The 12,466-nt window shown below is 68.7% G+C and carries 9 protein-coding genes; 6 read left to right on the top strand and 3 right to left on the bottom strand.

From position 1 onward, the window contains the following. A partial coding sequence (gene groL, locus VD972_RS35935; protein WP_324993330.1) for a chaperonin GroEL occupies positions 1–1,590 on the top strand: 1,590 nt, incomplete at its 5' end. 90 nt (positions 1,591–1,680) lie between these two features. On the opposite strand, the gene sinK is transcribed toward groL, so the two are convergent. Further along, on the bottom strand, positions 1,681–3,192 hold the full coding sequence (gene sinK / locus VD972_RS35930) for a hybrid histidine protein kinase/response regulator SinK (protein WP_324993329.1): 1,512 nt from the start codon (positions 3,190–3,192) through the stop codon (positions 1,681–1,683). 133 nt (positions 3,193–3,325) lie between these two features. On the opposite strand from sinK, the gene VD972_RS35925 reads away from it, so the two are divergent. Beyond that, positions 3,326–3,721 carry a demethoxyubiquinone hydroxylase family protein gene (locus VD972_RS35925; protein ID WP_324993328.1) on the top strand — a complete coding sequence of 132 codons (396 nt, stop codon included), beginning with the start codon at positions 3,326–3,328 and terminating at the stop codon, positions 3,719–3,721. A gap of 11 nt (positions 3,722–3,732) precedes the next feature. Here the strand turns inward: VD972_RS35925 and VD972_RS35920 are convergent, their stop codons facing one another. Continuing rightward, complete coding sequence (locus VD972_RS35920) at positions 3,733–5,094, bottom strand: diguanylate cyclase (protein WP_324993327.1); 1,362 nt, start codon at positions 5,092–5,094, stop codon at positions 3,733–3,735. A 48-nt stretch (positions 5,095–5,142) separates the two neighbouring features. On the opposite strand from VD972_RS35920, the gene VD972_RS35915 reads away from it, so the two are divergent. From VD972_RS35915 to nadC, 4 genes are all read left to right on the top strand, one after another. Next, positions 5,143–5,958 (top strand): chemotaxis protein CheW, encoded by an 816-nt coding sequence (locus tag VD972_RS35915; RefSeq protein WP_324993326.1) that lies wholly within the window; start codon positions 5,143–5,145, stop codon positions 5,956–5,958. Between the two features lie 117 nt (positions 5,959–6,075). Further along, a complete protein-coding gene (locus VD972_RS35910; protein ID WP_324993325.1) occupies positions 6,076–7,236 on the top strand; it encodes a response regulator in 1,161 nt (386 codons plus the stop codon). A gap of 52 nt (positions 7,237–7,288) precedes the next feature. Further along, a complete protein-coding gene (locus VD972_RS35905; protein WP_324993324.1) occupies positions 7,289–10,684 on the top strand; it encodes a valine--tRNA ligase in 3,396 nt (1,131 codons plus the stop codon). Positions 10,685–10,697: 13 nt separating this feature from the next. Beyond that, positions 10,698–11,573: a carboxylating nicotinate-nucleotide diphosphorylase gene (nadC, locus tag VD972_RS35900; protein ID WP_324993323.1), complete on the top strand. Its 876-nt coding sequence runs from the start codon at positions 10,698–10,700 to the stop codon at positions 11,571–11,573. A gap of 158 nt (positions 11,574–11,731) precedes the next feature. Here nadC and VD972_RS35895 read toward each other — a convergent pair. After that, positions 11,732–12,466 (bottom strand): alkaline phosphatase family protein (locus VD972_RS35895; RefSeq protein WP_324993322.1); only part of this gene is annotated, 735 nt, incomplete at its 5' end.

Here is a 12,466-nt window from a genome sequence, read left to right as displayed (position 1 = left end):
GACCAGCTGGCCGGCGCCGTACGCATGACCCTTGGGCCGCGGGGGCGCAACGTCGTGCTCGACAAGCGCTTCGGCCCGCCCACCATCACCAACGACGGCGTCACCATCGCCAAGGAGATCGAGCTCGCCGACCCCTTTGAGAACATCGGCGCGCAGCTGGCCAAGGAGATCGCCTCCAAGACCAACGACATCGCCGGTGACGGCACCACGACGGCGACCGTCCTCGGCCAGGCCATCGTGCACGAGGGCCTGAAGAACGTCGCCGCCGGCGCCGACCCGATGGCGCTCAAGCGCGGCATCGAGACCGCCGCCCGCGCGATCACCGACCAGATCAACAAGAACTCCACCAAGGTGACGACGCGCGAGCAGATGGCCCAGGTAGCTGCCATCTCCGCTGCCTCGCAGGAGATCGGCGCGCTCATCGGCGACGTGATGGAGGCGACCGGCAAGGACGGCGTCATCACCGTCGAGGAATCGCGCAGCATCAACACCGAGGTCGAGTACGTCGAGGGCATGCAGTTCGACCGCGGCTACGTCTCGCCCTACTTCGTGACGAACCGCGATCGCATGGAAGTGGTGCAGGAGGATCCCTACATCCTGATCAGCGAGAAGAAGGTCTCGTCGATGCAGGACATGATCCCCATCCTCGAGCAGGTGGCGCGCAGCGGGAAGCCCCTGCTGATCATCGCCGACGACATCGAGGGCGAGGCGCTGGCCACCCTGGTGGTGAACAAGATCCGCGGCGTGCTCAACGTGTGCGCGGTGAAGGCGCCGGGCTTCGGGGATCGCCGCAAGGAGATGCTCAAGGACATCGCCACGCTCACCGGCGGCCAGGTGGTCAGCGAGGAGCTGGGCCACAAGTACGAGAGCCTCACCCTCAATGATCTGGGCCGCTCCAAGCGCATCACGGTGGACAAGGACAACACCACCATCGTGGATGGCGCGGGCAAGAAGAGCGAGATCGAGGCCCGCATCAAGCAGCTCCGCGCGCAGGCCGAGACCGTCACCAGCGACTACGATCGCGAGAAGCTCCAGGAGCGCCTGGCCAAGCTCGTGGGCGGCGTGGCGGTGATCAACGTGGGCGCGGCCACCGAGACGGAGATGAAGGAGAAGAAGGCTCGCGTGGAGGACGCGCTGCACGCCACTCGCGCGGCCGTGGAGGAGGGCATCGTCCCCGGCGGCGGCGTGGCCTACCTGCGGACCCTGCCGGCGCTGGACAAGCTCAAGCTGGGCGGTGAGCAGGACTTCGGCGTGGAGATCATCAAGAAGTCCCTCCAGGAGCCGCTGCGGAAGATCGCCAGCAACGCGGGCCTCGAGGGCGCCGTCGTCATCAACAAGGTCAAGGAGGGCACCGGCGCGTTCGGCTTCAACGCTCGCACCGAGGTCTACGAGGATCTGGAGAAGGCCGGCGTGATCGACCCGACGAAGGTGGAGCGCACCGCGCTGCAGAACGCGGCCTCCGTCGCCTCGCTGCTGCTGACCACCGAGGCCATGGTGGCCGAGCGCCCGAAGAAGAAGAGCAAGGGCGGGGGCGGCGGCGGTGGTGGCGGCGGCATGCCGGACTACGGCGGCGACGACATGGACTACTAGGCCGCAGAGGCCTCGGGACGGCCGCTTCATGGGCCGTCCCTCCGTGCTGGCCCCGGGGTTCCTCGCGAGAGGCCCGGGGCCGTCGCTTTTTCAGGGCGTGCCCAGCTTGAGGGCGCGGGACAGCTCGCGGCTGAGCGCGGGCGCGTCGAAGAAGAGCCGAGGCAGGCAGGCAATGGCGCCGGCCCGGAGCGAGTCCAGCGTCGTCTCCATGGTGAGGTGCTCCACCAGGACGATGAAGGGCGCCCCCTGGGCGAGCGCCTTGCCCAGCTCCAGCGCCTTGCGGCCATAGGCTGGGGTGAAGTCCCAGCTCACCAGCACCGCCATGGGCGGCTCCAGGGCGGAGATCTCCGTGGAGGTGATGAGGCGCGGCTCCAGCCCCAGCCGCGTGAGGGCCTCGGTGACGGTGCGCGAGGAGGTGGGGTTGTCGTCGATGACGTCAATGCGCCGCCCGGTGGCGGTCCGGGGCTGCACAGGAGGTGTCGAGAGCGCCGTGCGGATGAGGGCTCGCACCTGGCGGATGTCGTCGAAGGGCTTGAGCAGGTAGTCCATCACCCCCAGCTCCAGCGCCTCCTGCGTGGTGCCGAGCGAGGGGTAGCCCGTCATCAGCAGCACCCGGGCCTGGGGGTTCATCGTCCGCGCCTGCTGGGCCAGCGCCAGGCCGGACAGGCCCGGCAGGTTCTTGTCGGTGACGATGAGATCGACGCTCTGGGTGCGCAGCGCCTCGAGCGCCTCCTCGGCCGTCCCCGCCTCGAGCACCTCGAACTCCTTGCCCAGCAGGTCTCGGAAGACCATGCGGATGATGCTCTCGTCATCGACGATCATCACCCGCTTGCGCTGGGTGGCGGGCTCCTCGACGGTGGCGGGGAAGGAGATGCGGAAGACGGTGGAGGGCGCCGGCTGGTCCGGCAGCGTGTCCGTGGGGGCGAGGCTGATCTGCGCGCTGTGCTCCTGGGCAATCCTGCGGCAGACGGCCAGGCCCAGGCCCGTGCCGCGCTTGCTGCTGGAGACGTAGGGCTCGAAGATCTTCTCCCGCAGCTCCCGGGGGATGCCGGGGCCCCAGTCGGCCACGTACATGACGGGCGACGAGCCCTCCAGGGTGAGCAGCACCTTGACGCGGCCGCGGCCGGCCATGGCGTCACGCGCGTTGTTGAGCAGGTTGAGGGTGAGCTGCTCCAGCAGGCGCGCATTGCCCTGGACGGTGATGGTGTCCGGGGCCTCCACCTCCAGGGAGATGCGGGAGGAGTCCGGGTTGAGCGCAAAGAGCTTCGCCGCGGCCCACACAGGGCTGGCCAGCGAGATGCGCTGCTGGGGAGCCGTCCGATCGCTGGAGAGGCGGACGAAGTCGGCGATGATCTGCTCCATCCGCTCTACCTGGGTCAGCAGCAGCTTCAGCGGGCCGACGGTGCCGGTCTCCTCCGCCAGCAGCTGGGCATAGGCCTTCACCCCCAGGAGGGGCTGGCGCAGCTCGTGGAGCACCTCGGCGGCCAGCTGGGTCGAGCCCACCCCTGCGCGCTGGAGTGCCGCGGCCGCGGCCTTTGCCGTTGCCAGGTCACCGACCTCCAGGGCCTGCAGGAGATGAGCGAGCGGGGCAGGAGTCTCCATGCCCCGGCAGCATGGCGGACCCTGTGTCCATGCGCAACGCAACAGGCGCGGAATCCGTTGACCGGAGGCCGGAGCCTGCGGATGCTGCTGCCCCCCCTGCCCGGGAAAGCCTGGCCGGGCCTTGGAGGCTGACATGCCGCAGACCCCCCCGTTCCACTCGCTGGTGCCCCGCAAGCTCACGGACTCGGAGCTGGCCCGCTCCATCCGGCTGAACATCGAGGCGGAACTGGACGCCATCAACCTCTATGCCGCCCACCTGGATGCCACGGACAACGAGGAGGCCAAGGCCATCCTCCGGCACGTGATGGACGAGGAGCGCGAGCACGCCGCCCTCTTCTGGCAGCTCATCGCCCGGCTGGATCCCCAGCAGGCCCAGCATGACAAGGAGGCCTCGCGGAAGTTCCAGCTCATCGTCTCGGGGGCCCCCCACGAGGAGGTGGAAGCCGTGGGTGAGGGGGGAGGGGGAGAGGGCAAAGTGGCCGAGCCCGCGCTCCCCAAGCAGCTGACGGTGGGCAACCTCCGCCGCTGAGGCTCCGGGGTTTAGCCCGCCACCTTGCGCTCGGCGGGCGGGGACTCGAGGTCCAGCGCCGCCATGTAGACGACGTTCCGGGTGCCTCGCTTGCCCCGGTACATGGCGCGATCGGCCATGTCCAGCAGTGCACCCTTGTCACGCGCGTGCTCGGGGAAGCTGGCCACCCCCACGCACGTCGTCAGCGAGATGGCGATCCCCTCGCGCGGCACGAAGGCGTGGCGCTCCATGGTGCGGCGGATGCGCTCGGCCACCTTGAGCGCGCCGCCCGCGTCGGTGCTGCGCAAGAGCACCACGTACTCGTCCCCGCCGTAGCGGACGACGACATCCCGCTCTCGCACACAGCTCTTGAGCACGCGCCCCACCTCCACCAGCAGGCGCGAGCCCACCAGGTGGCCGTGGGTGTCGTTCACGGACTTGAAGTGGTCCAGGTCCATGAAGAGCAGGCTGAAGGTGCCCTGCGTCTGCTGCGCGGCCTTCACCTCCCGGTCCAGGACGAGGTGGAGGTAGCGCATGTTGTAGAGGTGGGTGAGATCGTCCATGTAGGCCAGATCCTCCACCTCGGCGAAGCGCCCCAGGTTGCGCAGGGCCATGGCGTAGTGGCGCGAGAGGAACCCGGCCACCTCGGGCACGTTCTCCGGGGGCGCGCTGGAGAAGAACAGAACGATCTGGCCCAGTGAGAGCTCCCCATCACTGGCGGGGAAGGCGAGCACGTGCTCGTAGGGCACCGGCAGGGCGTCCAGGGCGCGGGGCGTGCGGATGCCCTGGAGCTGGGAGCAGAGCACGGGCTCGAGCTCTTCCACCACCTGGGGATCCAGCCCGCTGTGGCCGTGGAGCTTGAGCGGGCCCCCCTCGCGCAGCAGCAGCAGCACCGCGTTGGCCAGGGTCTGCGCCTCCAGCGCGCTGGAGACGGCGATGGCGAGCCGCTCGCGATCCAGAGTCGTCGCGATGCGCTGCCCCATCTCCAGCAGGGAGACGTACTGGCGCAGCGAGGCGTTCTCGCGCAGCAGATCCCGCGTGGTGAGGGCGCGGCGCACCGCATGCTGGAGCGCCTCGGGGGCTACCGGCTTGACGAGGTACTCGGCCGCGCCGCTCTTGATGGCGCGCACGGCGGGATCCACCTTGTCCAGGCCGGTGATGACGACCACCTCGATGCCCGGGTAGCGCTCCTTGCTGTAGCGCAGCACCTCCATCCCATCAGCGCCTGGGAGGATGAGGTCCGTCACCACCGCGTCATAGGCCTCCGCCTCGAGCGCTTCGCGGAACTCCTCGAACCTGCCCACGGCGGTGACGACGTGGCCGGCCGAGCGGAGGTAGTCTCCATACAGGGTCCGGGCCATCTTTTCGTCGTCGACGAGGAGGATCCGCGCCATTGTCTTCCGCTTACCACCAATGCCCTTGGGGCTGCTAGCCTCGGGCCCGTGGCTCCTTTCGAAAGCGGACGCCGGCTGTGTCTGCTCGTCGAGGCGGGTGAGACGCGCTACGCCATCGAAGCGACCTCGGTGATGGAGGTGGCGCTGGCGGGCAGTGATGGCGCCAGCCTGCGAGGCATGCTCGAGGTGAAGGATCTGTCCGTGCTGCTCGGGGGCGCCCCGGAGACGGGGACGGGCATGGTGGTGGTGCTGGATGTGAGCCCCACGCTGGCAGTGCGAGTCCGCTCCGTGGTGGAGGTGGCGGACGTGGCCCATGCGCCCTTCTTCCTGCTGCCCGCCGGCCTGGGAGAGGCGCTCGTTCCGCTCAGCCGGGGGGCCATCCTCCACAAGGAGCGGCTCTACCTGGAGCTCATCGCCGAGTCGCTGCCGCAGCGCGCCGTGTTGCGCAGTGTGGCTGCCCCCTCGAAGCCCGTGCACCTGATGGAGAGCCCGCCCGATCGGGCGCTCGTCTTCGAGTCTCAGGGGCGCTTGTTCGGTCTGCCGCTGAGCTTGGTGTCCCAAGTGGTTACCCGCGGGGAGTCGTTCAGCATGCTGCCCGTGCAGCGCGGGGCGGTGGCGGGGGTGTTCCCCCACGCTCAAGTCCTCTGGCCCGTCTTCTCGGTGCCGGCGATGCTGGGCGGCTCGGCCCTGGTGGAGGACTTCTTCGTGCTGACGGAGATGGCGGGCCAGAACGTGGGGCTGTGTGCCACCCGGGTCCTCGGCGTGCTCCAGCGCTTCGAGCCGGCCGAGGAGCGCGGCGAGTTCAAGGCACCGGGACTGCCCGGCCCTGTGCTCTTCCTGGACCTGCAGTACATGTTTTCTTGATTGCCCGGGAGCGCAACCCCTAAGCTGCCCCGCGTGACAGCGGGGTGGAATGCCTTCTCATTCGCCCCCGTTTCCTCAATTAATTCTGGGGGTTGATGCCCCCGAGGCCCGACGCCGATGCCGAAGAATCTGCTGGTCGCCGACGACTCGCTCACCATCCGCAAGGTCATTGGGATGATCTTCGCGACCGAGGACTTCCAGGTGACCGCGGTGGACAACGGTTTGGACGCGATTGCCCGCTGCCGCGAGCTGCGCCCGGATGTGGTGCTCGCCGACGTGATGATGCCGGGCAAGAGTGGGTACGAGGTGTGCGAGGCCCTCAAGAGCGATCCGAGCACGCAGCACATTGCCGTGGTGCTGCTGGCCGGGACTTTTGAGGCCTTCGACGAGAACCGCGCCCGCGCCGCCCGCGCGGATGACCACGTCACCAAGCCCTTCGAGAGCCAGATACTGCTCGACAAGGTGAAGACGCTGGTGGGGCATAAGTCGAACACTATGCCCTCCTCGGCGGCCACGCAGATCATGCCTCAGACGGCTCCTCCGCCGGCGGCTCGTCCCGCCGGGCCGCCCCCTCCTGCCGCTGGGGCTCCGCGTCCGCCGGGACCTGGGGGCGTGCCGCGTCCTCCAGGGCCGGGCATGCCGGGGCCTGGAGCGCCTCCGGGTGCGCGTCCGCCGGGGCCCGGGATGCCGCCGGGGCCTGGAGTGCCGCCGGGCATGGCGCGTCCGCCGGGGCCAGGGATGCCGCCGGGGCCTGGGGGCGTGCCCCGTCCGCCGGGGCCTGGAGTGCCGCCGGGTGCGCGTCCGCCGGGGCCTGGGATGCCGCCGGGACCGGGGATGGCGCGTCCGCCGGGGCCTGGAGCGCCGCCCGCGCCGGGCATGCCCGGAGGGATTCCTCGTCCGCCTGGGGGCGTGGGGCTGCCGTCGGCTCCTCCTGGTGCTCAACCGCCTCGGGGGCGGGATCCGTTCGGCCTGGGCGCCCCCGCGCCCCAGGGAGCGCCGCAGGCGAGACAGAGTCCAGCCATCTCGATTGAGGACTCGCTGCCCGATCAGAGCGGCGCCGAGGAGATCTCGCTCGATGTGGAGGTTCCTGCGGCCCCCAAGGGCCGGCCGGCTCCTCGGGCCGCGGATGGGGGCGAGGCCCAGCTGCGCGAGGCGCTCTCGAAGGCCTCCCGAGAAGTCATCGAGAAGATCGCCTGGGAGGTAGTACCGCAGCTCGCCGAGACCATCATCCGCGAGGAGCTGGATCGGCTGATCAAGGATCGAGAGACGCAGCACTGAGTTGCCCTACCCGAGCTGATTGCCTGCCGGCCCAAGGGGCCGGCCCCCTGCGATGACCGAGACCATTGAATTATCCAAGGCCTACGAGCCGACCGAGGTGGAGAACCGCTGGTCGAAGTTCTGGCTGGAGCGGAAGTACTTCCACGCCGAGGCCACCTCCGACAAACCTCCCTTCTCCATCGTGCTGCCGCCGCCCAATGTGACGGGCAGCCTGCACCTGGGCCACGCGCTCACCGCCACCATCGAGGACACCCTCATCCGATGGAAGCGCATGAGCGGCTACAACGCGCTGTGGATGCCGGGCACGGATCACGCCGGCATCGCCACGCAGATGGTGGTGGAGAAGGAGCTGAAGAAGACGGAGAAGAAGAGCCGCCACGATCTGGGACGCTCGGAGTTCCTCAAGCGTGTCTGGGAGTGGAAGGACACGTACGGCAAGCGCATCGGCGAGCAGCACAAGTACCTGGGCGCCTCGCTGGACTGGGATCGCGAGCGCTTCACCATGGACGAGAAGTCCTCGGCCGCGGTGCGCGAGGTCTTCGTCCGGCTGCATGAAGAGGGGCTCATCTACCGGGCCCACAAGCTCATCAACTGGTGCCCCTCGTGCCACACGGCGCTGAGCGATCTGGAGGTCGATCACGAGGAGCAGAAGGGCTCGCTCTGGCACATCCGCTACCCGGTGAAGGGGACGGATCGGGCGCTCACCGTGGCCACCACGCGCCCGGAGACGATGCTGGGCGACACCGCGGTGGCCATCCACCCGGATGACGAGCGCTACAAGGGGCTGGCCGGGGGCACGGTGCTGCTCCCACTGGTCAACCGCGAGATCCCCATCATCGCGGACGCCGAGCTGGTCAGCATGGAGTTCGGTACGGGCGTGGTGAAGGTGACGCCGGCGCACGACTTCAACGACTACCAGACGGGCCTCCGGCACAACCTGCCGATGATCACCATCTTCGATGACAACGCGCGCACCAACAAGGAGACGGGCTCGTACGCGGGGATGAGCCGCTACGACGCGCGCAAGAAGGTCCTCGAGGATCTGTCGCTGCAGGGGCTGCTGGAGAAGGAGGAGCCGCACACCCTGTCGATGGGGCACTGTCAGCGGTGCGGCACAGTGGTGGAGCCGCGCCTGTCCCCGCAGTGGTTCGTGAAGATCGAGCCGCTGGCCAAGCCCGCCATCGAGGCGGTGGCGCAGGGCCGCACGAAGTTCGTCCCCGAGACATGGACGAACACCTTCTTCCAGTGGATGGAGAACATCCACGACTGGTGCATCAGCCGGCAGCTCTGGTGGGGCCACCAGATCCCCGCCTACTACTGCACGTCGTGCAGTCCGCGGGTGGGGGACGACACGGATCTGCCCATCGACGCGCCCACGGTGCGGGTGGGGGGCGTGGACTTCGCCCGGGCCGATCCCATCGTGTCGCGCCAGCAGCCCTCGCACTGCCCCAAGTGCAACGGCACGAACTTCACGCAGGACCCGGACGTGCTGGACACCTGGTTCAGCTCCGCGCTCTGGCCGTTCTCCACGCTGGGCTGGCCGCAGCAGACGGCCGAGCTGAAGACCTTCTACCCAACGTCCGTTATGGAGACAGGCCACGACATCATCTTCTTCTGGGTTGCCCGGATGATGATGATGGGCTTGCACTTCATGGGCGACGTACCCTTCCGCACCGTCTACCTGCACGCCATGGTGCGGGATGAGAAGGGCGAGAAGATGTCGAAGACGAAGGGGAACGTCATCGATCCCCTCGACATGATCCTGGGCTCCTCGGCGGAGAAGCTGGGGCCCACCCTGCGCAACAAGTTCCCCCAGGGCATGCCGGCATTCGGCGCGGACGCGCTGCGCTTCACCCTGGCCTCGCTCACCCAGCAGGGCCGCGACATCAAGCTCTCGATGGATCGCGTGGCCGGCTACAAGGCGTTCTGCAACAAGCTGTGGAACGCCAGCCGCTTCGTGCTGATGAACCTGGGCAGCTTCCGCCTGGACACGCGCCCCATCAAGGAGCGCGAGCTGACGCTGGCGGACCGGTGGATCCTCGCGCGGCTGCAGCGCGCCATCGTGGACACGCGCCTGGCGCTGGAGACGTTCGCCTTTGCCGAGGCCGCCTCCACGCTCTACCAGTTCCTCTGGTCCGAGTTCTGTGACTGGTACATCGAACTCTCCAAGGGCTCGCTCTACGGCGAGGACGAGAGATCCAAGGACAGCACCCGCGCGGTGCTCGTGTTCAGCCTGGAGCGCATCCTCCGGCTGCTGCACCCGTTCATGCCCTTCATCACCGAGGAGATCTGGCAGAAGCTGCCGATCCCGCGCTCGGTGGACTCGATCATGATCTCGCCGTACCCGGAGCCGGACTCGCGGCTGGCGGACTTCGCGGCGGAGACGGAGATGGCGCCCGTGGTGGCCGCCATCGAGGGCCTGCGCACCCTCCGTGGCGAGAGCAACCTGCCGCCCTCGGCGAAGCTGGTGGCGCATGTGCAGAGCGCCAACCCGGCCTTGCGCGCCACGCTGGAGCGGTGCCGCAGCTACCTGATGCCGCTGGCCGGCCTGTCCGAGGTCCATGTGGAGCCACCTGGGCGCAAGCCGGCTCAGGCCGCGGCCTACGTGGGCTCGGAGCTGGAGATCTACGTGCCGCTGGCCGGGCTCATTGACGTGGACGCCGAGCGCGAGCGGCTGGGCAAGGAGCTGGCGCGGGCGGAGCAGGAGCTGGCAGGTGTGCTGCGCAAGCTGGAGAATCCGAGCTTCGTCGCCAAGGCCCCGCCGGATGTCGTGGAGAAGGATCGGGCCCGTGTCGAGGAGCTGAAGGCCCGGCAGGCAAAGCTGCAGGAGAACATCGATCGGCTGGCCCCGGAGGCACCTATGTCTGGAGAGACCCCGCCTGAAGCAGTGGATGAAATGATCGCCAACCCGCAGACGGCCCAGGTGAAGGTGGCCCCGCCCTCGGCACCGGCGGAGGGGGGCGGCGTGGATCTCAGCAAGGAGCTGAAGGGTGAGCTCGAGACCGACGCGGACATCGTGAACCCGCAGATCACGGATGCCCTGAACAAGCTTCGTGAGAGCACGAAGGAGGGACTGTCCGCCAAGGATCATGAGGACCTGGGCGTCGCGTACATGAGCATGGGGCTCGTGGACGAGGCGAAGCGCGAGTTCGAGCAGGCCAAGCAGGGAAGGGAGGGCGGCGCTGAGCCCGCGAAGGCCCCTTCCAAGAAGGCTGCGGCAAGGAAGGCTCCCGCCAAGAAGGTCGCGGCCAAGAAGGCTCCCGCCAAGAAGGCTGCGTCGAAGAAGGCCCCTGCCAAGAAGGTCGCGGCCAAGAAGGCTCCTGCCAAGAAGGCTCCTGCCAAGAAGGCTCCTGCCAAGAAGGCTCCTGCCAAGAAGGCTCCTGCCAAGAAGGCTGGGGCGAAGAAGGCTCCCGCCAAGAAGGTCGCGGCCAAGAAGGCCCGTCGGTAAGGAGACAGGACCTGTGAAGGACTACCTCGACCGCCTCATCGAGCTGGCCTTGGACGAGGACCTGGGGGCGGCGGGGGATGTCACCTCGAACGCCCTGGTGTCGCCGGATGCGCTGGGCAGCGGGGAGCTGCTGGCGAAGGAGCAGCTGGTGCTCGCCGGGCTCGAGGCGTTCGGCCGCGTGTTCCACTATGTGGATCCGGAGGTGCAGGTGGAGTTCCTTCGGCGCGACGGAGAGGAGATCAAGCCCAAGGTCGTGGCGGCGAAGGTCTCCGGGCGGCTGCGCTCGCTGCTGGCAGCAGAGCGCACGGCGCTCAACATCGTGCAGCGCATGTCGGGCATCGCCACGCTTGCCCAGCAGGCGACAACAGCCGTGCGCGGCTCGAAGCTCAAGGTGCTCGACACTCGCAAGACGCCTCCAGGGATGCGCGCTCTCTCCAAGGAGGCGGTCCGGCTGGGTGGCGCCTCCAACCACCGCTTCGGCCTCTTCGATGGGGTGCTCATCAAGGACAACCACATCGCGGCCGTGGGGGGCTCCATCAAGGAGGCCCTGCGCCGCGCCCGGGCTCACGCGCCGCGGCTGGTGAAGATCGAGATCGAGGTCACCAACCTCCAGCAGCTTGCCGAGGCCATCGAGGAAGGTGCGGACGTGGTGATGCTCGACAACATGGATGACGAGCAGATCCGCAAGGCAGTGGCATTCGCGGGCGGCCGCATCCCGCTCGAGGTCTCCGGCGGCGTCGCGCTGGAGCGGCTGCCGCGGTTGGCCAAGCTGGGCGTGGACTTCGTGTCCATGGGCTCGCTGACGCACTCGGCGCGGGCCATGGATCTCTCGCTGGAGATCGCCACGACCAGAAGCGCTGGCCGCGCCAGCCGGAAGCCCCGGCCTTGAGAAGGGTGAGCTGAGGTAGGCACGCACAGGATGGAAGCTGAGCCCGAGAGGCAGGCCTGCCGGTCGCGGTCTTCCAGAAGCTGTCTGGTTGTCAGACAGGTTTGTGCGATGCGCCGCGGGTAGGCAGCCCCTGAAGACCAGGGCTGGAACCCCTGTGGTCACCGGCCGTTCGTGAAGAACTCGGTCCGCGGGCGGCCCTCGGCGGAGGCCGGTGCTCCCAACTCCAGCATCGCCGCCAGCGTCGGCGCCACGTCCGTTGCGTTGATCTCCTGCAGGTACGTTCCCGGCTTCACGCCCTTTCCGGCAAAGACGACCGGGACCTGCTGGTCATAGTTGTACGGTGTGCCGTGGTTGGTGCCCGTCATCACGTTGCTCAGGACATGGAAGGGCTGTGGCACGAACAGCACGTCGCCGCTGCGCCCAGGGTAGTAGCCACGCCGCACCGGAGAGATGAGCCCCGCCACATCCGGTGCCGTGTGGAGATCGTCCCTCGCCACCGCCGCCGCGATGCCCGGCTGCTTCGCCAGCCACTCCGCCGCCGCCCGCCGCACCGCCGCTCCGTCCACCTTGCCTTCCTCGAGTGCCTTGCCGGCCAGGTACACGTCCGACTCCTCCAGGGTGACTGCTAGCTCCGCCTGTGGGAAGCGGGCCTTGAGCGCCTGCGAGAGCCCCTTCGCCAGCTCCTTCGGGCTTAGCCGCCGGGCAGCAAATCCCTCCGAGGCCCAGTGCTCAGGCACCGCCGCCCCGCCGTGGTCCGCCGTCAGCACGATGACCAGGTTGGCCCGGCCCCCTGCCGCACGCTCGGCCGCGGCCACCAGCTCTGCCACCGCGCGGTCCAGCCGGTACAGCACGTCCTGCATCTCCCACGAGTACGGGCCATAGGCGTGGAACAC

It is taken from the genome of Hyalangium sp. (assembly GCF_035629615.1).
GTDB lineage: Bacteria > Myxococcota > Myxococcia > Myxococcales > Myxococcaceae > Hyalangium.
The sequence above is the reverse complement of the archived record's forward strand: the minus strand, read 5'-3'. Positions and strand labels throughout refer to the sequence as shown.

What these genes read in the sequence shown, in the direction of transcription:
- sinK (WP_324993329.1), bottom strand. Translation starts at nt 3,192, where the DNA reads ATGGAGACTCCTGCCCCGCTCGCTCATCTCCTGCAGGCCCTGGAGGTC.
- VD972_RS35925 (WP_324993328.1), top strand. Translation starts at nt 3,326, where the DNA reads ATGCCGCAGACCCCCCCGTTCCACTCGCTGGTGCCCCGCAAGCTCACG.
- VD972_RS35920 (WP_324993327.1), bottom strand. Translation starts at nt 5,094, where the DNA reads ATGGCGCGGATCCTCCTCGTCGACGACGAAAAGATGGCCCGGACCCTG.
- VD972_RS35910 (WP_324993325.1), top strand. Translation starts at nt 6,076, where the DNA reads ATGCCGAAGAATCTGCTGGTCGCCGACGACTCGCTCACCATCCGCAAG.
- VD972_RS35905 (WP_324993324.1), top strand. Translation starts at nt 7,289, where the DNA reads ATGACCGAGACCATTGAATTATCCAAGGCCTACGAGCCGACCGAGGTG.